General features: G+C 67.3%; 21 protein-coding genes and 1 pseudogene. 11 read left to right on the forward strand and 11 right to left on the reverse strand.

Translation table 11 applies throughout. The features are described 5' to 3' along the window. Positions 1-49: 49 nt before the first annotated feature. Positions 50-886 (reverse strand): DMT family transporter, encoded by an 837-nt coding sequence (locus HWX08_RS26305; protein ID WP_174921618.1) that lies wholly within the window; start codon positions 884-886, stop codon positions 50-52. Positions 887-999: 113 nt separating this feature from the next. Between HWX08_RS26305 and selD the strand changes: the two genes are divergently transcribed. From selD to HWX08_RS26320, 3 genes and pseudogenes are all read left to right on the forward strand, one after another. Beyond that, on the forward strand, positions 1,000-2,064 hold the full coding sequence (gene selD, locus HWX08_RS26310; RefSeq protein WP_076606036.1) for a selenide, water dikinase SelD: 1,065 nt from the start codon (positions 1,000-1,002) through the stop codon (positions 2,062-2,064). 72 nt (positions 2,065-2,136) lie between these two features. Then, positions 2,137-2,728, forward strand: a pseudogene (locus HWX08_RS26315) (LysE family translocator). Positions 2,729-2,983: 255 nt separating this feature from the next. After that, complete coding sequence (locus tag HWX08_RS26320) at positions 2,984-4,063, forward strand: purine-nucleoside phosphorylase (RefSeq protein ID WP_174921617.1); 1,080 nt, start codon at positions 2,984-2,986, stop codon at positions 4,061-4,063. A gap of 227 nt (positions 4,064-4,290) precedes the next feature. Here HWX08_RS26320 and HWX08_RS26325 read toward each other — a convergent pair whose 3' ends face one another. Together HWX08_RS26325 and ceoR are read right to left on the reverse strand one after the other, a co-directional pair. Further along, positions 4,291-4,584, reverse strand: a complete 294-nt coding sequence (locus tag HWX08_RS26325; RefSeq protein WP_069260824.1) for a DUF4148 domain-containing protein — start codon at positions 4,582-4,584, stop codon at positions 4,291-4,293. Between the two features lie 434 nt (positions 4,585-5,018). Beyond that, positions 5,019-6,023 carry a putative multidrug efflux transcriptional regulator CeoR gene (gene ceoR, locus HWX08_RS26330; RefSeq protein ID WP_069260823.1) on the reverse strand — a complete coding sequence of 335 codons (1,005 nt, stop codon included), beginning with the start codon at positions 6,021-6,023 and terminating at the stop codon, positions 5,019-5,021. Between the two features lie 174 nt (positions 6,024-6,197). Here ceoR and HWX08_RS26335 point away from each other — a divergent pair, with 174 nt between their 5' ends. The 5 genes from HWX08_RS26335 to HWX08_RS26355 all read left to right on the forward strand — a co-directional run bounded on the left by HWX08_RS26335 (position 6,198) and on the right by HWX08_RS26355 (position 14,152). Then, entirely contained in the window at positions 6,198-7,058 is an 861-nt protein-coding gene (locus HWX08_RS26335) for an alpha/beta hydrolase (protein WP_069260822.1), read from the forward strand. A 32-nt stretch (positions 7,059-7,090) separates the two neighbouring features. Further along, positions 7,091-8,308 (forward strand): multidrug efflux RND transporter periplasmic adaptor subunit CeoA, encoded by a 1,218-nt coding sequence (gene ceoA / locus HWX08_RS26340; RefSeq protein ID WP_174921616.1) that lies wholly within the window; start codon positions 7,091-7,093, stop codon positions 8,306-8,308. Positions 8,309-8,353: 45 nt separating this feature from the next. Further along, on the forward strand, positions 8,354-11,554 hold the full coding sequence (gene ceoB, locus HWX08_RS26345; protein WP_069260820.1) for a multidrug efflux RND transporter permease subunit CeoB: 3,201 nt from the start codon (positions 8,354-8,356) through the stop codon (positions 11,552-11,554). Positions 11,555-11,564: 10 nt separating this feature from the next. Then, positions 11,565-13,106, forward strand: a complete 1,542-nt coding sequence (gene opcM / locus HWX08_RS26350) for a multidrug efflux transporter outer membrane subunit OpcM (RefSeq protein ID WP_174921615.1) — start codon at positions 11,565-11,567, stop codon at positions 13,104-13,106. Between the two features lie 467 nt (positions 13,107-13,573). Continuing rightward, the gene (locus HWX08_RS26355; RefSeq protein WP_069260819.1) at positions 13,574-14,152 is read left to right on the forward strand and encodes a YbhB/YbcL family Raf kinase inhibitor-like protein; all 579 of its coding nucleotides are present in this window, start codon (positions 13,574-13,576) and stop codon (positions 14,150-14,152) included. A gap of 9 nt (positions 14,153-14,161) precedes the next feature. On the opposite strand, the gene HWX08_RS26360 is transcribed toward HWX08_RS26355, so the two are convergent. Further along, positions 14,162-14,911 (reverse strand): SDR family NAD(P)-dependent oxidoreductase, encoded by a 750-nt coding sequence (locus HWX08_RS26360; RefSeq protein ID WP_174921614.1) that lies wholly within the window; start codon positions 14,909-14,911, stop codon positions 14,162-14,164. A gap of 109 nt (positions 14,912-15,020) precedes the next feature. On the opposite strand from HWX08_RS26360, the gene HWX08_RS26365 reads away from it, so the two are divergent. Further along, positions 15,021-15,908, forward strand: coding sequence for a LysR family transcriptional regulator (locus HWX08_RS26365; RefSeq protein WP_174921613.1), 888 nt, complete (start codon positions 15,021-15,023; stop codon positions 15,906-15,908). Between the two features lie 228 nt (positions 15,909-16,136). On the opposite strand, the gene HWX08_RS26370 is transcribed toward HWX08_RS26365, so the two are convergent. Beyond that, a complete protein-coding gene (locus tag HWX08_RS26370; protein ID WP_174921612.1) occupies positions 16,137-17,630 on the reverse strand; it encodes a M81 family metallopeptidase in 1,494 nt (497 codons plus the stop codon). Between the two features lie 73 nt (positions 17,631-17,703). Continuing rightward, positions 17,704-19,008: an MFS transporter gene (locus HWX08_RS26375; protein ID WP_069260816.1), complete on the reverse strand. Its 1,305-nt coding sequence runs from the start codon at positions 19,006-19,008 to the stop codon at positions 17,704-17,706. Between the two features lie 140 nt (positions 19,009-19,148). On the opposite strand from HWX08_RS26375, the gene HWX08_RS26380 reads away from it, so the two are divergent. Beyond that, positions 19,149-20,117 carry a LysR family transcriptional regulator gene (locus tag HWX08_RS26380; RefSeq protein WP_174921611.1) on the forward strand — a complete coding sequence of 323 codons (969 nt, stop codon included), beginning with the start codon at positions 19,149-19,151 and terminating at the stop codon, positions 20,115-20,117. A 196-nt stretch (positions 20,118-20,313) separates the two neighbouring features. On the opposite strand, the gene HWX08_RS26385 is transcribed toward HWX08_RS26380, so the two are convergent. After that, a complete protein-coding gene (locus HWX08_RS26385; protein ID WP_174921610.1) occupies positions 20,314-21,222 on the reverse strand; it encodes a LysR family transcriptional regulator in 909 nt (302 codons plus the stop codon). Between the two features lie 97 nt (positions 21,223-21,319). Here HWX08_RS26385 and HWX08_RS26390 point away from each other — a divergent pair, with 97 nt between their 5' ends. Further along, on the forward strand, positions 21,320-21,760 hold the full coding sequence (locus HWX08_RS26390; protein ID WP_174921609.1) for a PACE efflux transporter: 441 nt from the start codon (positions 21,320-21,322) through the stop codon (positions 21,758-21,760). 102 nt (positions 21,761-21,862) lie between these two features. Here the strand turns inward: HWX08_RS26390 and HWX08_RS26395 are convergent, their stop codons facing one another. The 4 genes from HWX08_RS26395 to HWX08_RS26410 all read right to left on the reverse strand — a co-directional run bounded on the left by HWX08_RS26395 (position 21,863) and on the right by HWX08_RS26410 (position 26,572). Continuing rightward, positions 21,863-22,714, reverse strand: coding sequence for an alpha/beta fold hydrolase (locus HWX08_RS26395; RefSeq protein ID WP_069260812.1), 852 nt, complete (start codon positions 22,712-22,714; stop codon positions 21,863-21,865). Positions 22,715-22,985: 271 nt separating this feature from the next. Then, a complete protein-coding gene (locus HWX08_RS26400; protein WP_069260811.1) occupies positions 22,986-23,315 on the reverse strand; it encodes a DUF3579 domain-containing protein in 330 nt (109 codons plus the stop codon). A gap of 22 nt (positions 23,316-23,337) precedes the next feature. After that, positions 23,338-24,699 carry a sigma-54-dependent transcriptional regulator gene (locus HWX08_RS26405; protein WP_069260810.1) on the reverse strand — a complete coding sequence of 454 codons (1,362 nt, stop codon included), beginning with the start codon at positions 24,697-24,699 and terminating at the stop codon, positions 23,338-23,340. Then, positions 24,689-26,572: a sensor histidine kinase gene (locus HWX08_RS26410; RefSeq protein WP_174921608.1), complete on the reverse strand. Its 1,884-nt coding sequence runs from the start codon at positions 26,570-26,572 to the stop codon at positions 24,689-24,691. Before HWX08_RS26410 ends, HWX08_RS26405 begins: the two co-directional genes overlap by 11 nt. Positions 26,573-26,591: the final 19 nt, after the last annotated feature.

Raw genomic sequence — 26,591 nt, forward strand, 5'->3', positions numbered from 1 at the left:
ATGCACGGCGCCCGCGCGCCGCGTCGAAGGCAGCGGGCGGGCATGCCGGCTACATCCGGATCAGCGCCGCCCCCGCGACCACCAGCGCACAAGCGGCGAGCCGCTGCGCGCCGGGCCGCTCGCGCATCACGAGCCAGCCGATCGCGACCGCAAAGATCGAACTCGTTTCGCGCAGCGCCGACACCGTCCCGACCGGCAAGTACCGGTACGCGAGGATCACGATGCCGTACGCCGCGAGCGAGAGCGTGCCGGCGATCGCGCCCTGCGCGAGTGCGGTGCGCGAGCCGAGCACCGCGCGCGGGCCGCCTCGCACGGCGCAGACCAGCACGAACTGCGGCACGCTCCACAGCACGTACACCCGCGCGATGTAGCCGAGCGCGCTGCCGGACACGCGCGAGCCGATGCCGTCGCAGATCGAATATGCGGCGATGAACACGCCCGTGAGCAGCGCAAACGGCACGCCTTCGCCCGAGAACCGGAAGCCGCGCCGCAGCGCGAGCGACATGATGCCGAACGACACGAGCACGATACCTGCGAAGCCGAACGGCGTTGGCTGTTCGTGGAGGAATGCGAGCGCCAGCATCGACACGAGCAGCGGCGAGATCCCGCGCGCAATCGGGTAGATCTGCCCGAACTCGCCGCTGCGGTAGGCGCGCGCCAGCGTGAAGCAGTACGCAACCTCGAGCGCGGCCGACCCGGCGATATACGGCCACGCGGCGGGCGCCGGTGCGGGCAGCAGCGCGGCGCCGGCGACGCCGAACGCGAAATACGGCAGTGACATCGTGCCGAGCTGGACGAGCCGGTCTTCGCTGACGTGGAGGAAGGCGTTCCAGATGGCGTGCAGCAATGCGGAGCACAGCACGAGGCCGATGAAGAGGTGGTCCATGAACGAAGGTGCGGACAGGGGCGGATGCGGAGGGCGCCGTCATTATGTGGGTATCGGGCGGGCTCGCATGGAATTGTCGATAATGGAGTGCTGTTATTCACCGGATGCCGACAATGACCGAAGCCACTCAAGCCCAGCCTGCCGTTCCGCGCCTCACGAGCCTGTCGCATGGCGGCGGCTGCGGCTGCAAGATTGCACCGGGCGTGCTGTCCGAGCTGCTGAAGCGCGCGACGCCGCCCGCGCTGTTCCCGGATCTGCTGGTCGGCACGGAAACCTCCGACGACGCGGCCGTCTACCGCCTCAACGACGAGCAGGCGATCGTCGCGACCACCGACTTCTTCATGCCGATCGTCGACGATCCGTTCGACTTCGGCCGCATCGCCGCGACCAACGCGCTGTCCGACGTCTATGCGATGGGCGGCAAGCCGATCCTCGCGCTCGCATTGGTCGGCATGCCGATCAACGTGCTGCCGCACGAGACGATCGCTGCCGTGCTGCGCGGCGGCGAATCGGTGTGCGCGGACGCCGGCATTCCGGTCGCGGGCGGCCATTCGATCGATTCGGTGGAGCCGATCTACGGGCTCGCGGCGATCGGCGTCGTGCATCCGTCGCGCGTGAAGCGCAATGCGGCCGCGCGCGCGGGCGACGTGCTGGTGCTCGGCAAGCCGCTCGGTGTCGGCGTGCTGTCGGCCGCGCTGAAGAAGAACCAGCTCGATGCCGCGGGTTATGCGCAGATGGTCGCGACGACCACCAAGCTGAACCGGCCGGGTGCCGAGCTCGCCACGCTGCCGGGCGTGCATGCGCTGACCGACGTCACGGGCTTCGGGCTGCTCGGCCATACGCTCGAACTGGCGCGCGGCGCGCGGCTCACCGCGCGCGTGCACTATGCGTCGCTGCCGTGGCTCGCGGGCGTCGAAGCATTCGTCGCCGACGGCGTGTTCACCGGCGCATCGGGCCGCAACTGGGCCGCGTACGGCGCGGACGTGCAGCTGGCCGATACGCTTCCTCCGGTCGCACAGGCGTTGCTGACCGATCCGCAGACGTCGGGTGGCCTGCTGGTCGCGTGTGCGCCCGAGGCCGTCGACGACGTGCTCGCGTGCTTCCGCGCCGACGGCTTCGACCGTGCGGGCGTGATCGGCGAGATGGTGGACGGGCCTGCGCGCGTCGATGTTGCGTGACGCCGGAGCGCCATACCGGATTGTTTTGAGGGCGCTGGAATCGATGCCTTCCGTCGAGCGCGTCGACGACCGATGAACGACTTCCTGTTCGGGCTGATGGTCGCGCTGTCGGTCGGGCCTGTTGCGCTGATGATCGCGGACTACGGGATGCGCGCCGGTACCGCGAGCGGCGTGCGCGCGGCGGCGGGTGTCGCCGTAGCCGACGGCTGCTATGCGGTCGTCGCGTTCACGCATCGGCGCGATGCTCGCGAGCACGCTTGCGACACATCTTTCGCTGTTTCGTCTGGTCGGCGCGCTCGTGCTGCTCGCGATGGGCGCGCGGATGCTGTGGCAGGCGCTGCGCGATCGTCGCCGCACGCTCGACGGCGATGCGCGGCCGCCTGGCAGCCGCCCGTTCGTGTCGATGTTCTTCGTCACGCTGGCGAACCCGCTGACGATCCTGTTGTTCTACGGCTATGCAACGGCCGCCGCCGGAGCGCATCGGCACTGGCTGCTCGGCGCCGCATGCGTGTTTGCCGGCAGCCTCGCGGGGCAACTCGTGTTCGCGTGCGGCGGCAGCGCGATCGGCCGGATCGTGAAATCGCCGGGCCTGCTTGCGGCGAGTCACGTCGTCGCGGCGCTGGTCGTGCTGAGTTACGGCGTGGCGGGGCTGGCGCGGTTGTAGCGGTTGGCCGGGTGACGAACATGCACGCGCGATGGGTCTGCCGGTATCGGTCAACCGGATAGTATTCCTGATGGTATGTCGGCACGCGAAGGCCATTTCCGTTGCGATTCGCGTGCGCACCATACCTGCACCGACGCACCGGGGCATCTGCGTCGTTTCGTAGTCGGGTTCCGCATCGGGCACGCGCGTTCTATACTCCGTCGCGCAGTCTACGAGAGCCGTTCTCACCCAACATCCCCGAAACAAGGAACGCCGATGCTGACTCGCTCCATTCTTTCCGCCGCTGCATTCTCGCTCGCCGCCTGTGCGACCGCGCCGTCGATCGCGCAGGACAACCAGGGCAACGACGCGGGCAACGCTGCATTTGCCGTGACCGGTGCACAGGGCCGCCCGGTCAAGGTCATGATCATCACGATGTTCGGTCCGGAGGGTCAGGCCTGGCTCGACCGGCTCGGCCCGTGGCGCGACATCGCCGTGCCCGGCCTGTCGCCCGACTACCCGAACGTGCATTGCAACAAGCAGGACGTGTGCGTGGTGACGACCGGCATGGGCTATGCGAACGCGTCGGCGACGATCATGGCGCTCACGTTCTCGCAGCGCTTCGATCTGCGCCGCACGTACTTCCTGATCTCCGGCATCGCGGGCGTGGACCCCGCGCAAGGCACGGTCGGTTCGGCCGCGTGGTCGAAGTACCTGGTCGATTTCAGCCTGCAGTGGGAGCTCGACGCACGCGAGATTCCGGCCGGCTGGAATACCGGCTTCCTCGGCATCAACACGAAGAGCCCGAACGACAAGCCGCCGCTCGACTATCGCACCGAGGTGTTCCAGCTGAATCCGCAGCTGACCGACGCCGCTGTCGCGCTGTCGCGCAACGTCGTGCTCGCCGACAGCGCGCAGGCGCAGGCCGCACGCGCGAAGTTCACGTATGCGCCGGCGAACCGGCCGCCGACCGTGATCCAGTGCGATACGTCGTCGGGCAACACGTGGTTCTCGGGCACGCTGATCGGCGAGCGCGCGCGCCAGTGGACGAAGATCCTGACCGACGGCAAGGGCACCTACTGCATGACCGCGCAGGAAGACAACGCGACGTATGAAGCGCTCAAGCGCGCGGCGAGCGTGAAGCGGGTCGACCTGTCACGCGTCGCGGTGCTGCGCACCGGGTCGGATTTCGACCGGCCGTATGCGGGGCAGACGAGTGCCGACAACCTGCTGAACTACGCGGACCAGGGCGGCTTCGCCCCGGCGACCGAGAACCTGTATCGCGCGGGCAATCCGCTCGTGCAGGACATCGTCACGCACTGGGGCGAATGGCGCGACGGGGTGCCGCGCCGTTGAAGGCCGGATGACGACCAGCCGGCGGTCAATGCGATTGCGGTGCCGAACGAAACGGCGTCCACACCGGCGTGGTGTCGTCCCAATGATCGAGCGGCGAAGGGAGTTGATCGTTCATCATGTGCTCCTGCAACTAACTATCTAACCGATCGACTCGGCGAATCGTCGAGTCGTCGACAGGGAAATCGCGACGCCGCGCACCGGGCAACCCGTTGCGCGGCGTTGCGCATTTACCGGCCTCCGCCGGCGAGCTGGTTGCTTTCCGGCATCGAGCGATACGGACCCTGTGCGAGGTCGAGCCCTTGCGGATACGAATTGGCCTTGCGCAAGTACGCGAGCGTGCCGTCCTTGCGCGCCTGCTCGACTTCCGCGTTCACTTCGGCGCGCGTGCGCGGGCCGTAGTGCTGCGAGTACCACGACGTATTGCCGTAGTCGCCGGCGTGCGGCGTACCCGAATCGGCGAAGGCCGGTGCAGACACGGCGAGCGTGAGGGCGACGGCGGAGAGAAGATGGCGGCGGTTCATGGCGTAACTCCTGGAGATGTCGGAGCGGGCGCTTGAGCGTTGGCTCCGGTCCCGCGAGGCGGGATCTGTTCGATGCGCAACGAGGTGCGCGACAGGGTTTACTCTAGGTATCCGTTCCGTCGCGATAAATGCGGCAGACGCGAATTGAATTGTCGTGTCAGAGGAACAATCGACATCCGTACGCGCGGCAGGGTTATGCGGAAATCGCTCGAACCCGCGTGCAGCGGGCCTTACACGGGGATGACGACGGCGCGCGGCGACGCATGCGGGCGATTGCGTCGCTGCGCACAAAGGATTGCTGCGGATTCGGGAAGGATCGGGTGCGGCGCCGTGGGGAAACGTGGCGTGGAGGCGGGGCGACGCGCGGGCCTCGCAGCCCGCGCGTGCGGTTCAGTTGCTGGGTTAAGGCGCGCCGTTCGGTCGCCCGGCGTCGATTACGCGACCCACTCGTTGATGACCGGCGTGTCGAGCACCGGCGCGCGCTCGGCTTCCTCGAACGTGCGCTTGCTGCACGTCGCATCGAGGCTGCCCTTGCCGCTCAGCAGCGGGCAGCGGTCGAACACTTCGGCCACCCAGTCGACGAACACGCGCACCTTCGGCGACAGATGGCGGCTGTGCGGATACACGACCGAGATCGGCATCGGCAGCGGCTTGAGCCCGGGCAGCACTTCCTTGAGCCGGCCTTCGCGCAGGTGCGGCAGCACCATGAAGAGCGGCGGCTGGATCAGCCCGAAGCCTTCGAGCCCGCAGGTCACGTACGCATCCGCGTCGTTCACCGACACGATGCCTTCCATCTTCATCTCGACTTCCTTGCCGTCGATCAGGAACGTCCAGTCGATCGTGCGGCCGGTGCGGCTCGAGAAGTAATTGACGGCCTTGTGCTGGCTCAGCTCGTCGATCGTCTGCGGCTCGCCGTGGCGTTCGAGATAGTCGGGCGACGCGACCGTCACGCACTCGAACAGGCCGACGCGGCGCGCGACGAGCGACGAGTCCTGCAGTGCGCCGACGCGGATCACGCAATCGACGCCTTCCTGCAGCAAGTCGACCGGCCGGTCGGACAGGCCGAGCTGCAGATCGATGTCCGGATAGCGCGTATGAAATTCGCACAGCGACGGAATCACGAGCAGGCGCCCGATCGAACCCGGCATGTCGATACGCAACTTTCCGTGCGGCTTCCGGTTGTTCGCCTGGAAGCTCGCCTCCGTTTCCTCGACGTCCGCGAGGATTCGCACGCATCGTTCGTAGTACGCGGCGCCGTCCGGCGTGAGCGACAGCCGGCGCGTGGTCCGGTGCATCAGCCGCACGCCGAGGAAGGCTTCGAGATTCTGGATGATCGTCGTGACGGACGCCCGCGGCAGCGCGAGCGTTTCTGCTGCCTTGGTGAAGCTGCTTGTATCGACGACGCGAGTAAACACCTGCATGGCCTGAAGCCGGTCCATCACAACCTCCGCAATCTAATGAGCCTCCGGAACGACAAGGCTGCGCTACCTCGTGGGTGAACGCAGCCTCGGATTGTTCGGGGGCGTTGAATTGTGTTGCCGGATTATAGGCATTTATCCCAATGTCTGCCGGACCCAGAATTCGTTCCATCTCGAAATGGATGCTGCATCGTCATGGACGCTTCTGAATTCAGCAAATTCCTGAAAGCCGCACTGCCCGCGCAAGCCTTGGCGGGCGCGGCGCTGACGGTCGCCGAAGTCGAAATTCCCGGCTACGCGCAGGACATCGTGCTGCGCCTCTACCGCCGCCCGGACAAGACCGGGTTGCCAGTAGTGCTTTATTTCCACGGCGGCGGCTTCGTCCGCGGTTCGCTCGAAGACGCGGATTTCGCCGCGCGTTTTTTAGCAGAACGCTTACCAGCACTCGTAGTGTCGGTCGATTATTCGCTCGCGCCGGCCTTTCCTTTTCCGGCCGCGCCGGAGGATGCGTATCGCGCGGCCGTGTGGGCCGCGACGCGCGCCCGCGCGTTCGGCGGCAACCCGAAGAAAATCGGGGTCGCGGGCCACGACGCGGGCGGCCAGCTCGCGAACTGCCTCGCGTTCATCGCACGCGACCGCGGTGAGGTGTCGATCGCCGCGCAGGCACTGTTCGGGCCGATGCTCGACCCGAGCATGACGCGCATCGGCGACGCCGAGCGCCTCGCGTCCGACATCACCGCGCGCGAATGCGCGGCCTGTTATCGCGCGTATCTGCCGCAGGCCGCGCAGCGCATGCATCCGTACGCGGCGCCGCTCGAATCGGTGCGCCTCGCGGGGCTGCCGCCGACGCTCGTCGTCACCGCGCAAAACGACGTGCTGCATGTCGAAGCGGAGAAATATGCGAGCTGCCTGATCTCGTCGGGCGTGCTCACGCAGGTGATCCGCTATCCGGACATCACGCACGCCGCGCTCGCGACGCACGAAGCCGCATTCGAGGAAGCCGTGCGCTTCTTCCAGTGCCGCTTCCAGGCGCGCCAGCCGAACCGTTCCGAATAACCAAGACCAATCCACGCTTACTGGAGATCCACATGGCCATCCTACGCACCTCCCGTTCCCGAATCGCGACAGCGGCGATCGTGACGCTCGCCGTCGTCGGCCTCGGCACGTTCGGCGCGATGCGCGTGAACGCGAACGCCCCCGAGAAAGCGGCCGCCCCGCTGCCGGAAGTCGACGTCGCGACCGTCGTGCCGCAGACCGTGACCGACTGGCAGAGTTATTCGGGCCGCCTCGAAGCGGTCGAGAAAGTCGACGTGCGCCCGCAGGTGTCGGGCACGATCGTCGCGGTGAATTTCAAGGACGGCGCGCTCGTGAAGAAGGGCGACGTGCTGTTCGTGATCGACCCGCGCCCGTACCAGGCGGAAACCGATCGCGCGGCCGCGCAGCTGGCCGCCGCGCAGGCGCGCAACGGCTATGCGCAGACCGACTGGCAGCGCGCGCAACGGCTGATCGGCGACAACGCGATCGCGAAGCGCGACTACGACGAGAAGCAGAACGCGGCGCGCGAGGCGGCAGCGAACCTGAAGGCCGCCGAAGCCGCGCTGGAAACGGCGCGCATCAACCTCGGCTATACGCGGATCACCGCGCCCGTGTCGGGCCGCGTGTCGCGCGCGGAAATCACGCTCGGCAACGTCGTGTCGGCGGGCGCATCGGCCGCGCCGCTGACGACGCTGGTGTCGGTGTCGCCGATCTACGCGTCGTTCGATGCGGACGAGCAGACCTACCTGCAATACATCAACGGCGCGCGCAACGGCCGCAAGGTGCCGGTCGAACTCGGTCTCGCGAACGAAACCGGCTACTCGCGCAGCGGCGAGATCGACTCGGTCGACAACCGGCTCGATACGTCGTCCGGCACGATCCGCGTGCGCGCACGCTTCGACAACGCGGACGGCGCGCTCGTGCCGGGCCTCTATGCACGCGTGAAGGTGGGCGGCAGCGCGCCGCACCAGGCATTGCTCGTCGACGACGCGGCGATCAACACCGACCAGGACAAGAAGTTCGTGTTCGTCGTCGACCAGCAGGGCCGCGTGTCCTATCGCGAAGTGCAGCCGGGGATGCAGCACGGCAACCGGCGCGTGATCGTGAGCGGGCTGTCGGCCGGCGACCGCGTGGTCGTGAACGGTACGCAGCGCGTGCGCCCCGGCGAGCAGGTGAAGCCGCACATGGTCCCGATGACGGGCGGCGACGAGCCGTCCGCGCCGCTCGCGCAGAACGCGAAGTCGGCCGCACCGGCGAAGGCGGATTCGTAAGCGGCCCGCCGCTTCGTCTCCGCGTTCAACCAGACAGAGCCACACATGAACATTTCAAAATTCTTTATCGACCGGCCGATCTTTGCAGGAGTCCTATCGGTGATCATCCTGCTCGGCGGGGTGATCGCGATGTTCCTGCTGCCGATTTCGGAATATCCGGAAGTCGTGCCGCCTTCCGTGATCGTGAAGGCGCAGTACCCGGGCGCGAACCCGAAAGTGATCGCCGAGACGGTCGCGTCGCCGCTCGAAGAGCAGATCAACGGCGTCGAGGACATGCTCTACATGCAGTCGCAGGCGAACAGCGACGGCAACATGACGATCACCGTCACGTTTAAGCTCGGCACCGATCCGGACAAGGCCACGCAGCTCGTGCAGAACCGCGTGAACCAAGCGCTGCCGCGCCTGCCGGAAGACGTGCAGCGGCTCGGCATCACGACGGTGAAGAGCTCGCCGACGCTGACGATGGTGGTTCACCTGATCTCGCCGGACAACCGCTACGACATGACCTACCTGCGCAACTACGCGCTGATCAACGTGAAGGATCGCCTGTCGCGGATCCAGGGCGTCGGCCAGGTGCAGCTGTGGGGTTCGGGCGACTACGCGATGCGCGTGTGGCTCGATCCGCAGAAGGTCGCGCAGCGCGGGCTGTCGGCCGAGGACGTCGTGCAGGCGATCCGCGAGCAGAACGTGCAGGTCGCGGCCGGCGTGATCGGCGCATCGCCGTCGCTGCCCGGCACGCCGCTGCAGTTGTCGGTGAACGCGCGCGGCCGCCTGCAGACGGAAGACGAGTTCGGCGACATCGTCGTGAAGACGACGCCGGACGGCGGTGTCACGCACCTGCGCGACATCGCGCGGATCCAGCTCGATGCGTCCGAATACGGGCTGCGCTCGCTGCTCGACAACAAGCCGGCCGTCGCGATGGCGATCAACCAGTCGCCGGGCGCGAACTCGCTGCAGATCTCGGACGAAGTGCGCAAGACGATGGCCGAGCTGAAGCAGGACATGCCGGCGGGCGTCGACTACAAGATCGTGTATGACCCGACGCAGTTCGTGCGCTCGTCGATCAAGGCCGTCGTGCACACGCTGCTCGAAGCGATCGCGCTGGTCGTGATCGTCGTGATCGTGTTCCTGCAGACCTGGCGCGCATCGCTGATTCCGCTGATCGCGGTGCCGGTGTCGATCATCGGCACGTTCTCGCTGCTGCTCGCGTTCGGGTATTCGATCAACGCGTTGTCGTTGTTCGGGATGGTGCTCGCGATCGGGATCGTGGTCGACGATGCGATCGTCGTGGTCGAAAACGTCGAGCGGAACATCGAGAGCGGGATGAACGCGCGGCAGGCGACCTACAAGGCGATGCAGGAAGTGAGCGGGCCGATCATCGCGATCGCGCTGACGCTCGTCGCCGTGTTCGTGCCGCTCGCGTTCATGTCGGGCCTGACCGGCCAGTTCTACAAGCAGTTCGCGATGACCATCGCGATCTCGACGGTGATCTCGGCGTTCAACTCGCTGACGCTGTCGCCGGCGCTGTCCGCGATCCTGCTGAAAGGTCATGGCGACAAGGAAGACTGGCTCACGCGCGTGATGAACCGCGTGCTCGGCGGCTTCTTCCGCGGCTTCAACAAGGTGTTCCATCGCGGTGCGGAGAACTACGGCCGCGGCGTGCGCGGCGTGCTGTCGCGCAAGACGCTGATGCTCGGCGTGTACCTCGTGCTGGTGGGCGCGACCGTGCTCATCTCGAAGGTCGTGCCGGGCGGCTTCGTGCCCGCGCAGGACAAGGAGTACCTGATCGCGTTCGCGCAGCTGCCGAACGGCGCGTCGCTCGACCGCACCGAGAAGGTGATCCGCGACATGGGCTCGATCGCGCTGAAGCAGCCGGGCGTCGAGAGCGCGGTCGCGTTCCCGGGGCTGTCGGTGAACGGCTTCACGAACAGCTCGAGCGCGGGCATCGTGTTCGTCACGCTGAAGCCGTTCTCGGAACGGCACGGCAAGGCGCTGTCGGCCGGCGCGATCGCGGGTGCGCTGAACCAGAAGTACAGCGCGATGAAGGATTCGTTCGTCGCGGTGTTCCCGCCGCCGCCGGTGCTGGGCCTCGGTACGCTCGGCGGGTTCAAGATGCAGATCGAGGATCGCGGCGCGGTCGGCTACGCGCGGCTCGCGGATGCGACCAACGACTTCATCAAGCGCGCGCAGCAGGCGCCTGAACTCGGCCCGTTGTTCACGAGCTACCAGATCAACGTGCCGCAGCTCAACGTCGATCTCGATCGCGTGAAGGCGAAACAGCTGGGCGTGCCCGTGACCGACGTGTTCAACACGATGCAGGTGTATCTCGGTTCGCTGTACGTGAACGACTTCAACCGCTTCGGGCGGGTGTACCAGGTGCGCGTGCAGGCCGATGCGCCGTTCCGCCAGCGCGCGGACGACATCCTGCAACTGAAGACCCGCAACGACAAGGGCGAGATGGTGCCGCTGTCGTCGCTCGTCACGGTGACGCCGACGTTCGGCCCGGAAATGGTCGTGCGCTACAACGGCTACACGGCGGCCGACATCAACGGCGGCCCGGCGCCGGGCTTCTCGTCGGGCCAGGCGCAGGCCGCGGTCGAGCGCATCGCGCACGAGACGCTGCCGCGCGGCGTGCGGTTCGAATGGACCGACCTCACGTACCAGCAGATCCTCGCGGGCGATTCGGCGATGTACGTGTTCCCGATCAGCGTGCTGCTCGTGTTCCTCGTGCTCGCGGCGCTGTATGAAAGCCTGACGCTGCCGCTCGCGGTGATCCTGATCGTGCCGATGAGCATTCTGTCGGCGCTGACGGGCGTGTGGCTCACGCAGGGCGACAACAACATCTTCACGCAGATCGGCTTGATGGTGCTGGTGGGGCTGTCCGCGAAGAACGCGATCCTGATCGTCGAATTCGCACGCGAACTGGAGCACGACGGCAGGACGCCGCTCGAGGCCGCGATCGAGGCGAGCCGGCTGCGGCTGCGCCCGATCCTGATGACGTCGATCGCGTTCATCATGGGTGTGGTGCCGCTCGTCACGTCGACGGGTGCCGGATCGGAAATGCGCCATGCGATGGGTGTCGCGGTGTTCTTCGGGATGCTCGGCGTGACGCTGTTCGGGCTGATGCTGACGCCGGTGTTCTACGTCGTGCTGCGCACGCTCGCGGGCGGCAAGATCCACGTCGCGGGCAAGGACTCGGCCGGTTACGGCGTGCCGCCGTCGGGTGCGTCGGCTTCGGATGCTTGAGGACAACAAGATGGACAACATGCACAACACGAACGGCCTGATGCGCTTCGCGAAGGTGGCGGCCGCGAGCACCCTGCTCGCGACGCTGCTCGCCGCGTGCGCGGTCGGCCCCGACTACAAGCGGCCGGATGCGGCGACGCCCGCCGCGTTCAAGGAAGCGCCGACCCTCGCCGCCGGCGAGCAGGCCGGCACGTGGAAGACGGCCGAGCCGTCGGACGGCGAACATCGCGGCGAATGGTGGAAGGTGTTCGGCGACCCGGTGCTCGATTCGCTCGAGACGCAGGCGCTCGCCGCGAACCAGAACCTGAAGGCCGCGGCCGCGCGGGTCGAGGAAGCGCGTGCGGCCACGCGTACCGCGCGCTCGCAGTGGTTCCCGCAGATCGGCGCCGGGTTCGGGCCGACGCGCGAAGGGCTGTCGTCGGCGTCGCAGTTCCAGCCGCAGGGCACGGGCCCGACCAATGCGACGCTGTGGCGCGCACAGGGCACGGTGTCGTACGAAGCCGACCTGTTCGGCCGTGTCGGCCGCAACGTCGAGGCGTCGCGTGCCGACCAGGCGCAGAGCGAAGCGCTGTTCCGTTCGGTGCAGCTCGCGCTGCAGGCGGACGTCGCGCAGAACTACTTCGAACTGCGCCAGCTCGATTCGGACCAGGATCTGTACCGCCGCACGGTCGAGCTGCGCGAGCAGGCACTGAAGCTCGTGCAGCGCCGCTTCAACGAAGGCGACATCAGCGAGCTCGACGTATCGCGCGCGAAGAACGAGCTGGCCAGCGCGCAGGCCGATGCGGTCGGCGTCGCGCGCCGTCGCGCGGCGTCCGAACATGCGCTCGCGATCCTGCTCGGCAAGGCGCCGGCGGATTTCGCGTTCAAGGAAACGCCGATCGTGCCGGTCGCGGTGAAGATTCCGCCGGGCCTGCCGTCCGCGCTGCTCGAACGGCGCCCGGACGTATCGGCGGCCGAGCGCGCGATGGCGGCCGCGAACGCGCGGATCGGCCTCGCGAAATCGGCGTACTTCCCGAAGCTCGATATCACGGGCGCGTTCGGGTATGAGGCGTCGACGCTCGGCAACCTGTTCCTGTGGTCGAGCCGCACGTTCCTGCTCGGGCCGTTCGCCGGCACCGCGCTGACGCTGCCGTTGTTCGACGGCGGGCGCCGTGCGGCCGGCGTGCAGCAGGCGCGCGCGCAGTACGACGAGCAGGTGGCGAACTACCGTCAGCAGGTGCTCGTCGCGTTCCGCGAGGTCGAGGACAATCTCGCCGACCTGCGCCTGCTCGACGACCAGATCCGCGCGCAGGATGCGGCCGTCAACGCGTCGCGCCGCGCGGCGACGTTGTCGCGCACGCAGTATCAGGAAGGCGAGGTCGCGTATCTCGACGTGATCGACAGCGAGCGTTCGGTGCTGCAGTCGCAACTGCAGGCGAACCAGCTGACCGGCGCGCAGGCCGTGTCGACCGTGAACCTGATCCGTGCGTTGGGCGGCGGATGGGGGAATGCGCCGGCGCCGACGGCGGTGGGCGATGCGGCGTCGGCCAACGCGGAAGTGGCTGCGCGGTGACGCGCGAACGGCGGGCGATGCGTCGCTCGCCGGCCGTGAAGCGAAGCACCCCGGCATGCAGGCGCAGGTCTGCATGCCGGGGTTTTTTATGGGGTGTCGCGAATGTCCGCGGAGGAACGTCGGTGATCGGCCAGTCGGCAACGTCCGCCGCAACGCGTCGCGTGAGCACCGTGCCGACATTCACGGTGGCCGCATCAAACCCGGTTGCTGCCTGATCCACTGGCATACCCTCCGGCGCACCGAACATCCTTGACGAATCCGCGCTGCCGGTACCGGACAGACGCGCCATGCATGAAGGCGTTCCTGTCGAAACGCCGATCGGCAGGCGACGACCGAATCGACTGAACGTCCTGCCACCGACGTTGCAGCGAAGGCAACACCGTGGTTCGCGAATGCGCCTTCCGTTGCGAATTGCGACAGGATACGGTTGATACCGTACTGAACGCTTACCTTCAACGGAGCACATCATGCGCTCGACGATTTTTTTGTCCGCGATTCTCTGCACGTCAACGGCACTGGCGGTCATCCCGGCGACAGCCCGCGCGGAGCCGTTCACGATCAGGGTCGATGACCTCAGTCACGGGCACTTTACGAACGAACAGGTGTACGGCGGTTTTGGCTGTCACGGTCAGAACGTTTCGCCGCGCATTTCGTGGACTCACGTTCCGCGCGGCACGAAGAGCGTCGTCGTGACAATGTTCGACCCCGATGCGCCGACCGGCGGGCTCGGCTGGACCCACTGGGAGATCGTCAACATCCCACCTTCGGAGTCGTCGATCGAAAAAGGCGCTTCCGGCAATCCGCAGCGCATGCCGGCAGGCGCCGTCGAGACGATGACGGACTTCGGCGAATCCAGGTACGGCGGCCCGTGCCCGCCTGAGGGCGCGTCGCATCGATATGTCGTGACGGCGTCCGCGCTGGACGTGGCGAAAATCGACGTGGCGCCGGCGGCGAGTCCGGCCGTCGTCGCCTATCAGATGCACGGGAAAATCATCGCTCAGGCGAAGTACGTCGCCCGATATCATCGTGCCGCGACCAACGATTGACGGGTGCGATTACATCAGCGACATTCCGCCGTCGACGTTCAGGTTGATGCCGGTCACGAAGCTGCTGTCATCGCTCACGAGAAACAGTGCGGCACGCGCCAGCTCGTCTGCGTGGCCCAGCCGGCCAAGCGGAATCCTTCCCGCAACGGCGGTCTCGAATGCGGGGCGATCGGCTGCGGCGATACCCAGTTTGGACAGAATGGGCGTGTCGACGGGGCCCGGACTGATCACATTGACCCGGATGCCGCGCGCTTTGAATTCGAGCGCCCAACTGCGTGCGAACGCTTCGATGGCTGCCTTGCTACCGGCATACGCCGCATGACCTTCGAATACTTTCGAACTCGCAATGGAGCTCGTCAGCAGAATGGCGCCTGCATGACGCAGTTGGGATGCGATCTTCTGTACGCCAAAGAAAACCGCCCGGGTATTGGTGGCGAATTGTGCTTCGTACGCTTCGGGACTGACCTGGTCCGAGCGGGCGATCGTGTTGACGCCGGCGTTGGCGACGTAAATGTCGAGCCCGCCGAACCGTTCCGCGATCAGTGACGCAACACGGTCATGCGTTGCGGGATCGGCGAGGTCGCCGGGCAGGCCCGTGGCCCGATCGCCGAGTTCCGACACCGCGGCATTTACCGCGGCCGGACGCCGTCCGACGATCAGTACATGCGCACCCTCGGATACAAACAGCTTTGCCATCGCAAAGCCGATGCCGCTATTGCCGCCGGTGATGACGGCGACCTTGTTTTCGAGTCGGTTCATTTGAATTCCCGTTGTTCCACGCGGATGTCGCGCTGAAAGCCAATTTAGCTTCGGGTGAGACGACGGCCCAGTCATCCAGCGGAGCAATCAGTTTTGCCGAATGATCAAAATGTCTGTTGAGAACCTGAATGGCCTGGCTGCCTTTGTTCGAGCGGTCGAGGCCGGTTCGTTCACGGGAGCCGCGCGCTTGCTCGGTACGACGCCGTCGAGCGTGTCGAGAAGCGTCGGAAGACTGGAGCGGCGTCTCGGCATAAGGCTGTTCCGGCGCTCGACCAGGGCTACCATCCTGACCGTGGAGGGCCAAACCTACTATGAGCGCGTCGCGCCGCTCATCCGGGGCATCGAGGAAGCAGGTAACGCATTGACTGCGTCGCCGGCCGCGGTCGGCAAGCTGCGTATGAGTGTGCCCGGCGCGTTGGCGCGCATTCTGCTCGACCCACTCACCAGAGACTTGATGGCGCGTCATCCGGACCTGCTGTTCGATGTGAACGTGAGCGACCATCATGTCGACGTCATCCGCGAGGGTTTCGATCTGGTCATCAGAGCCGGGCAGGTCGTGGACAGCACGTTGCATGCGCGGAAATTGGGCGATCTGCCGCTCGTGCTCGTGGCCTCCCCTGATTATTTGAGCCGCAACGGCGTGCCGGAATCGGCATCCGAACTCGGGAAGCATCGCCACGTTCGCTACAGACTTGCCGGACGCGTGGTGCCCGTCATGTTTTCCGGCGAGGCGAGCCCGCAGATGGAAGGTGCATTCGACTCCGACAGCGGTGAGGCGATGAGACTGGCGGCATTGAATGGACTCGGTATCGCACAGATACTGAAAGCGACGGTTCAGGAAGATATCGACGCGGGACGGTTGCGTCGCGTATTGCCGGAGTTGGCGTTGAGATCCGTGCCGCTTCATGTGTTGCACGGATATGGAAGAAACATGCCGCTGCGAGCCAGAGTAATGATCGACTTCGTGGAGAAGCAACTCTCGCAGTGGATGAAGTGACGCTTTTCGCTGGCCGATTCAACCCGTCGATGCAACACACTTGAAGCTGCACGGCAGCGGGGCGTGCGGCAATGAAACAGGGGCGGCGGATCGACTAGACAGACGGTGCGGCGGCGCCCCGCCGCGCGCACCGCTCGTGCATGACAGTCAGCGTGCAAGCAGGACGACAATACGTGACGCCGCAAGCGCATCCGTGCGGAACCGATCGCGCGCCGCCGCATCACCGCATTACGCGCCGCCGAACGCGCGTCCCATCGGCTTCATTCGCATCCCGCGCGCGAGCCGGGTCCACGGCAGGTCTGCCGGGTCGGCCTGCATCGGCCCCGGCGCCTTCGCGACCAGCACCGCGTGCGCAATGCTCTGGAAATCGGCGCGGAAGTGCACCGAGCTCTTGTTGACGAGGATCTTCATCGCCTCCGGCTCAATGCCGCCCACCCGATACAGATTGCGATCGAGCATCTGCGCCTTGCCGGCGCTCACGACGATCCGCACGCCGTCGATCCGCAGGCATGCGACCGGCCCGACGTCGGCCTGCATGCCGTTCATCATCGGGCCGTCGTAGCGGCAGATGCCGTCGGACAGCGCGACGACCTCGAAGCGCGCGCGCAGCGGCTCGTCGCCGGGCGCGCCCGAGCCGCCGAGCGACAGGTCGACGCTTGCGCCGACGCCGGCGCGCCACGCCGCGGCCACTGCGGCCGGGTCCCACATCAGGCCGAGCGCCGCGTCCTGCGCGCCATGACGCAGCAACGCGCGAAGCAGGCCCGTCGTATTCGAATCGCCGCCCGCGCCCGGATTGTCCTGCGTGTCGGCGATCACGACGGGCTTGCTCGCGTCGGCGGCAAGCCGCATCGCTTCGCGCACGGCGTCGTCCGGCGACAGGAACGGCACCTGCCACTTCGCCTCGTCGGCCAGCATCGCGTCGTACAGCGTCTGCACGGCGGCTTCCACCGCGTCGGTGTCGCCATAGCCCCAGATGACCGGCCCGCATTCCGGGAAATCCGCAGCCGGAAAGCCCGGCGCGAACGACAGCGACGCCACGCCGCCGGTTTCGAGTGCCGCGAGGCGCGCGTACATCGCCCGAGCCGGATCGAGCAGCGTGCACATCCCGTTGATCGGGATCAGGAACGGCAGCCGCCGCGCCGCACGATGCAGCGGGCCGCGGCGTTCGAGCTGGCGCTCGAGCAGCGCGGCCGCACGTTCGCCGGTTTCCGCCATGTCCACGTGCGGATACGTGCGAAAGGCGACCAGCGCGTCGGCGCGGCTCAGCATCAGGTCGGTCACGTTCGCATGCAGGTCGAGCGACGCGACTACCGGCACGTCCGGGCCGACCGCGGCGCGGACGCGATCGAGCAGGGTGCCTTCGCCGTCGTCCGTGTGCTCGGCGACCATCGCGCCGTGCAGGTCGAGATACACCGCGTCGCAGCCGCCGCGCCGCGCGGCAGCGACGATCTCGCCGGCGATGCGCTCGAAGGCGTCCTCGGTGACGTGCGCCGACGGGCTGGCACCGGCCCAGATCACCGGCAGTAGGCGCCAGTCGCGCCGCTCGGCCGCGTTGATGAAGCCGCCGGCCGGAATGTTGACGTCGCGCAGCGCGAGCACGTCGGCGTCGCGCACCAGCGCGGGAAACCCTTCGCCGCGTTCGAAGTTCGCGTAGGCGGCCTTGGTGGGCGCGAAGGTGTTGGTTTCATGCTGGAAACCGGCAACGAGAATGCGTCGGGTCATGAGGTCGTGTCCAGTAAAGCAGGTCGGTGTGCGGGGGGCATGGGGCGAGACGGCACCGTCGCGACGCGATCGGTCACCGTGCGTCGGCGGGCAGGCGGTTCATGATCAGCGCCACGGCGCCCGCGACCATCAGCGCGACGATCACGAGCAATCCCGCCTGCATGCTGCCGGTCGCGGTGCGGATCTCGCCGATCAGCGTCGGGCTGAGGAAGCCGCCGAACAGGCCGATCGTGTTGATGAGCGCGATGCCGCCGGCGGCCGCGTTGCCCGTCAGGTATTGCGACGGGATGGCCCAGAACACCGTGTAGGCCGCCCACAACAGCGCCGTGGCGATCGTCATGCAGGCGAGCGACACCGCGAGATGGCCGTCGGCCCAGGTCGCGGCGGCCAGCGCGGCGGCACCGACGATCGCCGACACCGCGCTGTGCAACCGGCGCTCGCCGCGACGGTCCGAGCGCCGGCCGATCACGAGCATCGCGCACGCGGCGCCGACGTACGGAATCATCGAATAGAAGCCGATCTGCATCGTGTCGGTCACGCCGTTGGCCTTGAGAATCGACGGCAGCCAGAAGCTGACCGCGTAGATGCCGCAGATCATCGTGAAGTACGCGAAGGCCAGCAGGTAGACGCGCGGGTCGCGCGCGGCCTGCCCGAACGCGTGATGGCCGCCCGCGGGCACCGGCAGCTCGGTGGCGAGCAGGCTTTTCTCGCGGTCGCTCAGCCACGCCGCATCGTCCGGGCGATCGGCCAGCAGCTTCAGCACCAGCAGGCCGAGCACCGCGCACGGCAAACCTTCCGCGACGAACATCCATTGCCAGCCGGCCAGCCCGTGCGCGCCGTCGAGGGCCGTCATCAGCCAGGTCGACAGCGGCGAGCCGACGATGCCGCCGATCGGCCCGGCCATCATCACGACGGCCATCACGCCGGCCATGCGGCGCGGGCCGTACCAGTAGGTCAGGTAGAAGATCATGCCCGGCGCGAAGCCGGCCTCGAACACGCCGAGCAGAAAGCGCAGCACGTAGAACGACGTGGTGTCGTGCACGAACATCATCGCGGCTGACGTCAGCCCCCACAGCACCATGATCCGGCTGATGGTCTTGCGCGCGCCGATCCGGGGCAGCATCAGGTTGCTCGGAATCTCGAACAGCACGTAGCCGAGGAAGAAAATGCCCGCGCCGAGGCCGTAGGCCGCGTCGGAGAAGCCGAGCGCGCTTTGCATGTGGAGTTTCGCGAAGCCGATGTTGACGCGATCCAGGTACGCGAACGTGTAGCAGAGCAACAGCAGCGGCAGCAGGCGCCAGTTCAGTTTGCGGTACAGCGCCTGCACCGGCGCGCTGTCGTGCGCGACCGAACGGCGGGAGGATGGGACGGCGGACATGTCTCTCTCCTGTGGCGTGAGCGTCTTGCGGAAGGGGCTTCGATTGCCGCATCGTCGGAGAGCCGAAAAAGCAGAGCAAGAGCAACTTAAGTGATCTAATGTTGCTCGACAGGCAACGATCGGGCGAACCGGGAACCTCCATGCGCGAACTCAACCAGCGCCGCTTGCGCTACTTCCACGAGGTGCTGACGCACGGCTCCATCCGCGGCGCGGCCGACAGCATCAATACCGCGCCGTCCGTGATCACGCGGCAGATCCGGCTGCTCGAAGAGGAGATCGGCGTCGAGCTGTTCGAGCGGCAGGCGCGCGGCGTGCGGCCGACCGAGGCGGCCGCGCATCTGCTCGAATACTGGCGCGGGTGCCGCTCGCAGCAGGAATTGTTCGAGGAGCGCCTGCAGGCGTTGCGGCGGCTGCAGTCCGGCCAGGTGCGCATCGTCACCAGCGAGGGGTATGTCGACGTGCTGATGGACGAGGTGCTGACCGATTTCTGCATGCGTTATCCGAAGCTCGACGTGATCGTCGACGTCCTGCCGGTCAACAACGTGCTGCAGGAAGTGGCGGAGAGCCGTGCGCACATCGGGCTCGCGTACAACCCGCCGGCCCATCCGGAGATCGAGTATCTCGCCACGTCGTCGCAGCCGGTGGTGGCGCTCGTGCATGCCGGCCACCCGCTCGCGGTGCGCGGCGGCGCGGTGCGCGCGCACGAACTCGGCGAGTATCCGCTTGCGCTGATGCCGCCGGCGTTCGGTCTCGGCCAGGTCGCGCAGATGCTCGCCTATACCGAGAACCTGCCGATCCGTCCGACGCTGACGACCAACTCCCTCGCGGTATTGCGCCATTTCGTGAAGCGCCACGACGGCATTACGCTGATCGGCGCATTCGCGGCATATCGCGAACTCGAAAGCGGCGAACTCGTCGCGCTGCCGATCGCGCATCCGTTGTTCGATTCGGCGAAAGCGCGCCTGCTCGTGAAGGTGGGGCGGCCGCTCGGCGTCGCGGCCGATACGCTGCTGAATGGCCTGCTGCACGACATGAAGATGTTCGCGGGGGCGGCTACGGGTCGGCGCCCGGCCGCCAAACGGCCGCGCGTGGCGAAGCGCCCGCGTTGACGGCGGCTGACGCCGACGCAAGTGGGGGTGAATGTCGTGCATGCGGTCGACGGGGGATTAGCGGGCGACGCTACGACAACGCATCGCTCGTCGATTCGATCCAGTGCGCGGTGGCGCCGGCAACGCATCGATTGCAACTAACGGTCAAGCCGTCGAGCGATGACCGGCGCAGTGGCGGCGTTCGCCGCCACTGCGGTCATTTTTCGGCACCTGCGTCTGCGCTTGCATCTGCAGCCCGCAGCGCGCGCACCAGTTCACTCGCGGCCTTGCCGAGCCCCGTATGTTTCTGCCGCCGCAGATACACGGGCAACGGCAGCCCGTTGCGGATGTTCGCGAACACGAGCGGCGCGAGTTCGCCGTCGTCGACGTATCGCCCGATCACCGATGCGGGCAGGTTCGCCCAGCCCTGCCCGGCCTTCACGAGTGCGATCGCGGTGGTCATGTCGGTCACCTTCCACGTGCGGTTGCCGATCAACGGCCGCACGTCGGTCAGCGGCCGCTCGGGATCGGCGATCACGATCTGGCGGAAGCCCGACAATCGCTCGATCGCCTCGGGTTGCGAGCATTCGGCGATGGCCGGGTGACTCGGCGCGGCAACCGCGACGAGTGTCTCGGTCCACAGCGCATGGATCTGTTCCTGCGGATGCAGATCGAGCCCGCCGTACGCGATACAGAGATCGACGGCGCCGCGATGCAGCGCATCGACGATCGCGTCCTGCGGCGCGGTGACGATGCTGATCGCGAGCGCCGGGTATTTCGCGGCCACCGCCGTCAGCGCGCACGCAACCGGTGCGCCGTCGATTTCGGCCGCGAGCCCGAGCCGCAACGTATCCTCGACACCTTCCGACAAGTGCTGCGCATGCGCGCGCAGCGCATGCAGCCGCTCGGCGATCGCGCGTGCGTCGGGCAGCAGCGCGGCCATCGCGGCGGTCGGCGTCGGCTCGCGCGTGCCGCGATCGAACAGCACGAGATCGAGCTCGGCCTCGAGGTTCGCGATCGCCATGCTGACTGCCGACGGCGTGCGGCCGAGCGCACGTGCGGCCGCCGAGAACGAACCTTTGTCGATGACGGTCAACAGCATGTCGATGTGGTCGCTGGTCAGCACGCGCGCCTCCTGTCAGAAAAATTGAAAGGACCTGACTTTGCCGGGCGAAGTGCCCGCTGTAGTCTCGCCACCTGGTTCGAAACGAAGGGGGGCGGTCATGCAAGGATGGAAGAGACGCATAGTCTACGTCGTGATGTTCGAGGTGCTCGGCATCCTCGTCGCGTCGTCGGTGCTCGGCATGCTCAGCGGCGCGAGCGCGGCGACGAGCGGCCTGCTTGGCGTGATGATCTCGACGACGGGCGTCATCGTCAATTTTCTGTACAACCTCGGGTTCGAGGCGTGGGAGCGGCGCCGGGCGGAAACGACGCGCACGGTCGCGCGGCGCGTCGTGCATGCGATCGGGTTCCAGGTCGCGCTCGTGACGTTCCTGATTCCGCTGATCGCGTGGTGGCTCGACGTGTCGCTGCTGCAGGCGTTCCTGTACGACGCGGTGCTGATCGTGTTCTTCCCGATCTTCACGTTCACGTACAACTGGGCGTTCGACAGCGTGTTCGGGTTGCCGGATGCGGTGACGCGCAAGGCGGCGCCGGCGGCGTGATGCAGAGGAAGGCGAAACGATGCGGACAGCTCCGCGCCGTTTCGCTTCCGCAGATTCTGCAACAGAGAGGAAGGCCGGGCGGCGCGCATGCCGCCCGCGACGTCAAGCGGCGACGAACTCGTGCACGTAACGGTTGAACACCGCCGGGCTCGCCGCATTCATCCCGTGCGACGCACCGGCGACGGTCTGCCGTTGCGCATCGCCGATCCACTGCGACAGCGTGTCGACGTTGTGGCGGAACATCTTCGGGCTGCGCTGGCCGTCGATCAGCAGCGTGCGGCATGCGATGTCACCGGCCGTATGTTGCGAATATGCGGGCAGCGGGTCGCGCAGCTGCTTCGGCAGCGTGCTCGCGTTGTCGATCGCCATCGTGCGAAAGCGCGACGTGCTCTTCTTCCATGCACCGGGCAGGCTTACCGAGTCGACGAACATTTCGAGGCCCGCTTCGACTTCGCCCTGCTCGATCAGGCTCACGGCCTTCGTGCGCAGCGCGATCGCGGCGGCCGGCAGCGCGGCTTCGCGCACGCCCGGCTGCTGCAGCGGGCCGCCCGGATCGGCGAGCGTGAGCGATTCGACGAGGTGCGGATGCTGGCGCGCGACGTTGAACGCGACGCTGCCGCCACGCGAATGGCCGACCAGGTGCACGGGGCCGAGATCGAGCGCGTCGATGAATTCGGCGAGCTCGTCGACGTGGTTCTGCCAGCTGAACTCGTCCTGGATGCCCGCTTCGACGGCCGGCCAGTAGTGGCTCAGGCTCGGCGCGATGCAGCGATAGTGGGCCGACAGCGATGCGAGCTGCGGATCCCAGTAGCGGTAGTCGCACAGCGAGCCGTGCACGAACACCATCGGCGCACCGCTGCCCCGCTCGACATACGGCAGGCTGATGCCTGACGAAAGCGTCGCAAATTGCAGGTCGGGGTTCGCGAGCACGGACGGCTCGATTCGCATGTTCATGACTGAAAGACTCAAAGGTGCGTCAACACGACGCAACTATGCATCACGGCGAGCTGCAAGGAAAACGCATAATTTTCATCGTGACGATCAATTTTCTTGATGGCTCGGCCGGAAACCCTTGTCGGAAGGGGACGGATGTCGATGCTTTCAATCGTCTGACGATAAACTGTTTTGTCCGAACGGCCTGAAACGAACGTGCGGCGGCCGGCCGGCGCACCCGCGCGTCGCAATGGAAAAGGGGAGGCCGCGCGCCGCGAAAGCGGCCCGCGTGTCAGCGCACCGCCAGCGCGGGCGCGGTCTGAAGTTCGACCGGGAGATCGTTGTCGGCCGCGAACTGCATCGCGAAGTCGAATGCGTCCGCGCACACGGTGCGCAATTCGTCCGACACGAACAGGCATTTGACGCCGCCGGCGACGACGGGCATCGCGAGCCGCGACAGCGCGCACGGATAGCCGGGCCGCCGCTCGCCGACGAACAGCGTGATGACGCCCGCGAGGCGTTCGGGCCAGTCGCTCGGGCGGAAGGTTTTCTGCGCGTGCGTGACGCCGCGGATCAGGTGGCCGGCGAGGCGGCCCTGTTCGGTGACTTCGATGCGATCCATACCGTGAGTGTCCTCGTTCGCGTCATTCGCCGCCGTCGGCCGCCGCGTCGCCGCGCGCGGGAATCCGCAGGTTGCGCAGCTTGTGATAGAGCGTTTTCTTCGGCATCCCGAGCGCTTCGCTCGCCTCCGCGACGTTGCCGTTGTGACGCCGCAGCATGTCCTCGATCAGCATGCGCTCGAAATACGCGAGCTGTTCCGCCAGCGTGCCGGCCGCGGCCGGTGTGCCGCCGGACGATAGCAGGCTGTCGCCGGTCAGCCCGAGCACGAAGCGATCGGCCACGTTCTGCAGCTCGCGCACGTTGCCGGGCCACGCGTGCGTCATCAGTTCGGACACCTGCGCGGCCGTGACGACCGGCGCGGGCTGCCCGAAGCGCCGGGCGGCCGCGAGCACGAAATGCTCGAACAGCAGCGGCACGTCCTCGCGCCGCTCGCGCAGCGGCGGCAGCTCGATCTGCGCGACGTTCAGGCGATACAGCAGGTCGGCGCGAAAACGCCCGTCGGCCGCGAGTTCGGCGAGATCGGCTTTCGACGCGGCGACCACGCGGCAGTCGACCGGGATCAGCTCGTTCGCGCCGAGCCGTTCGACCACGCGTTCCTGCAGCACGCGCAGCATCTTGACCTGCAGCGGAACCGGCATCGTCTCGATCTCGTCGAGGAACAGCGTGCCGCCGTCCGCCCATTCGATCTTGCCGATGCGCTTCTTGATCGCGCCGGTGAACGCGCCGGCTTCGTGGCCGAACAGTTCGCTCTCGAACACCTGCTCGGGCAGGCCGCCGCAGTTCAGCGCGACGAAATGCGCGTCGCGCCGGCTGCCGAAGTCGTGCAGGCTGCGCGCGATCAGCTCCTTGCCGGTGCCCGTTTCGCCGGTGATCAGCACCGATACCGACGTATCGGCGAGGCGCAGGATCTTCTTGCGCACGTCCGCCATCGCGGGCGACTTGCCGAGCACGAACGCCTCGATGCCCTGCCAGTTGTTCAGCGCCGCGCGCAGGCCCTGCACTTCGAGCGTCAGGCGGCGTTTCTCGACCGCGCGCGCGACGCGCCCCGCGATCACGTCGGACGAAAACGGCTTCTCGATGAAGTCGTATGCGCCGACCTGCATCGCGCCGACGGCCGTCGAGATATCGGCATGGCCGCTGATCAGCACGACCGGGATCTGCGCGTCGATGGCCATCACGCGATCGAGCAGTTGCAGCCCGTCGATGCCGGGCATCCGCACGTCCGACACGATCACCACCGGCGCGCCGGGCGCGACGTGGGCGAGCGCGTCGGCGGCCGACGCGAACGCGTCGACCGCGAAACCGGCCAGCGCCACCGCCTGCTCGACGCCGATCCGGACGTTTTCATCGTCCTCGACGACCAGCACCCGAATCTCATCTTCCATGCTCTGTCCTTTGCAGCGTGGCCGCCGCGAATTCGATGGTGAACTGCGCGCCGCCTTCGTCGCGGTTCGTCGCGGCGATCTTCGCGCCGAACGCCTCGACGATGCGCGACGTGATCGCGAGGCCGAGCCCGAGGCCCTGGCCGCGCGGCTTGGTCGTGACGAACGGCTCGAACAGGTGCGGCAGCACGTCGGGCGCGATGCCCGCGCCGCTGTCGGCGACGGTGAAGCGCACGCGGCCGGCTTCGTCCGGCCCGGCGGCCTCGATGACGATGCGGCGCACGGGCGCGTCGTGCACCGCGTCGAGCGCATTGCCGAGCAGGTTCACGATCACCTGCTGCAACTGGCTCGACTCGGCCGACACGGCCGTGCCGGGCGCGATGTTCACGTCGAGCCGCACGCCTTCGTCGCGGATCCGCGCGTCGTAGATGAGCCGCGCATGCGCGACGGCTTCGTTCAACGACACCGCGACGCGCTCGACGTCGGGCTTGCGCGCGAACGTCTTCAGCTCGCCGGTGAGGACCGCCATCCCGTCGACGAGCTTGCCGATCCGTTCGAGATTGGCGAGCGCGGGCGCCGGCTGGCCGCGCTCGAAGAACGTGCGCGCGTTGTCGCACAGCGTGCGGATCGCGACCAGCGGCTGGTTCAGTTCGTGCGTGAGGCCGGCGGCCATCTGCCCGAGCACCGCGAGCTTGCCCGCATGCACGACTTCCTGCTGCGACGCGCGCAGCCGCTGCTCGGTGCGTTCGCGCTCGTCGATCTCGCGCTGCATCCGCTCGTTCGCGGCCGTCAGTGCGGCGGTGCGCTGCGCGACCGTCAGTTCGAGCCGGTCGTTCGCGCGGCGCAGCGCGTCCTGTGCCTTCAACCGCGCGACGATCGCCCGGCGGCGCTGGATCGCATAGCCGGCCAGCAGCGCGACGATCAGGAACGCGCCGGTGACGAAGATGAATGCCGTCTGCTGCTGGCGCCGCGCGCCCGCGATGTCGAGCAGCACCATCAGCGAATCGCCGGCCTGCGGCGCGGGGCGCGACATCACGAGATAGCGCGTGCTGCGGCCGGCGTGGTGCGGATCGGGAAAGGTGCCGAACCACGCGGCCGCGCCGCGGTCGCCGATGCGGCGATACGGCAGTGCGTCGACCGTGCGGCCCGCGTATTGCCGCGACGCCTGGATGTCGCGCTGCTGCTGCGCGGTGATCGGGCGCAGCGCAGTGAATTTCCACGCGGGCTCGGTCGAGATCACGACCACGCCGTTGCCGTCGACGACCATCGCGGCGACGCCCGGCGCGCGCCATGCCGATTCGAGCGAATCGACGCTGATCTTCACGGCGGCCACGCCGATCGGCACGCCGTCGCTGCGCACCGCGCTCGCGAAGTAGACACCCGGCACGCCGGTATTGGTGCCGATGCCGAAGAAGCGGCCGCTGCCGCGCGCGAGCGCGTCCTTGAAGTACGGCCGGTACGACACGTTGGTGCCGACGAAGCTGATCGTCTCGTTCCAGTTGCTGGCGGCGATTACGTCGCCCTGCAGGTCGATCACGTCGACCGCGCCGCTGCCCGCGTCGCGATTCACGGCTTCGAGGTAGGTGTTTACCGCATGCACGAGCGCGGGCGCATCGTGCGGCGCGGCTTTGAGCATCGTGCGCACGCCGTCCTGCCGCGCGACCAGGCCGGGCAGGATCTCGAAGCGGCCGAGCTCGCTCTTCAGGCTCGACGCATACAGGTCGAGCCGGTGCGCACCGGCTTCCTCGAGCGCATCGATCGCGCGTTCCCACGCGAAATCGACGGCCGCGCCGGCCACGCCGACGTACAACACCGCGGCCGATGCCCAGCCCCACCACGGGATTCCCTTGAAGCTCTTCTGCACGTTCGCCCTCATCGAAGCCCGCAACCGCCCG

Source organism: Burkholderia metallica (assembly GCF_902832845.1).
GTDB classification, from domain to species: Bacteria; Pseudomonadota; Gammaproteobacteria; order Burkholderiales; family Burkholderiaceae; genus Burkholderia; species Burkholderia metallica.

What these genes read in the sequence shown, in the direction of transcription:
- HWX08_RS26305 (WP_174921618.1), bottom strand. Translation starts at nt 886, where the DNA reads ATGGACCACCTCTTCATCGGCCTCGTGCTGTGCTCCGCATTGCTGCAC.
- selD (WP_076606036.1), top strand. Translation starts at nt 1,000, where the DNA reads ATGACCGAAGCCACTCAAGCCCAGCCTGCCGTTCCGCGCCTCACGAGC.
- HWX08_RS26320 (WP_174921617.1), top strand. Translation starts at nt 2,984, where the DNA reads ATGCTGACTCGCTCCATTCTTTCCGCCGCTGCATTCTCGCTCGCCGCC.
- HWX08_RS26325 (WP_069260824.1), bottom strand. Translation starts at nt 4,584, where the DNA reads ATGAACCGCCGCCATCTTCTCTCCGCCGTCGCCCTCACGCTCGCCGTG.
- ceoR (WP_069260823.1), bottom strand. Translation starts at nt 6,023, where the DNA reads ATGGACCGGCTTCAGGCCATGCAGGTGTTTACTCGCGTCGTCGATACA.
- HWX08_RS26335 (WP_069260822.1), top strand. Translation starts at nt 6,198, where the DNA reads ATGGACGCTTCTGAATTCAGCAAATTCCTGAAAGCCGCACTGCCCGCG.
- ceoA (WP_174921616.1), top strand. Translation starts at nt 7,091, where the DNA reads ATGGCCATCCTACGCACCTCCCGTTCCCGAATCGCGACAGCGGCGATC.
- ceoB (WP_069260820.1), top strand. Translation starts at nt 8,354, where the DNA reads ATGAACATTTCAAAATTCTTTATCGACCGGCCGATCTTTGCAGGAGTC.
- opcM (WP_174921615.1), top strand. Translation starts at nt 11,565, where the DNA reads ATGGACAACATGCACAACACGAACGGCCTGATGCGCTTCGCGAAGGTG.
- HWX08_RS26355 (WP_069260819.1), top strand. Translation starts at nt 13,574, where the DNA reads ATGCGCTCGACGATTTTTTTGTCCGCGATTCTCTGCACGTCAACGGCA.
- HWX08_RS26360 (WP_174921614.1), bottom strand. Translation starts at nt 14,911, where the DNA reads ATGAACCGACTCGAAAACAAGGTCGCCGTCATCACCGGCGGCAATAGC.
- HWX08_RS26365 (WP_174921613.1), top strand. Translation starts at nt 15,021, where the DNA reads ATGTCTGTTGAGAACCTGAATGGCCTGGCTGCCTTTGTTCGAGCGGTC.
- HWX08_RS26370 (WP_174921612.1), bottom strand. Translation starts at nt 17,630, where the DNA reads ATGACCCGACGCATTCTCGTTGCCGGTTTCCAGCATGAAACCAACACC.
- HWX08_RS26375 (WP_069260816.1), bottom strand. Translation starts at nt 19,008, where the DNA reads ATGTCCGCCGTCCCATCCTCCCGCCGTTCGGTCGCGCACGACAGCGCG.
- HWX08_RS26380 (WP_174921611.1), top strand. Translation starts at nt 19,149, where the DNA reads ATGCGCGAACTCAACCAGCGCCGCTTGCGCTACTTCCACGAGGTGCTG.
- HWX08_RS26390 (WP_174921609.1), top strand. Translation starts at nt 21,320, where the DNA reads ATGCAAGGATGGAAGAGACGCATAGTCTACGTCGTGATGTTCGAGGTG.
- HWX08_RS26395 (WP_069260812.1), bottom strand. Translation starts at nt 22,714, where the DNA reads ATGAACATGCGAATCGAGCCGTCCGTGCTCGCGAACCCCGACCTGCAA.
- HWX08_RS26400 (WP_069260811.1), bottom strand. Translation starts at nt 23,315, where the DNA reads ATGGATCGCATCGAAGTCACCGAACAGGGCCGCCTCGCCGGCCACCTG.
- HWX08_RS26405 (WP_069260810.1), bottom strand. Translation starts at nt 24,699, where the DNA reads ATGGAAGATGAGATTCGGGTGCTGGTCGTCGAGGACGATGAAAACGTC.
- HWX08_RS26410 (WP_174921608.1), bottom strand. Translation starts at nt 26,572, where the DNA reads ATGAGGGCGAACGTGCAGAAGAGCTTCAAGGGAATCCCGTGGTGGGGC.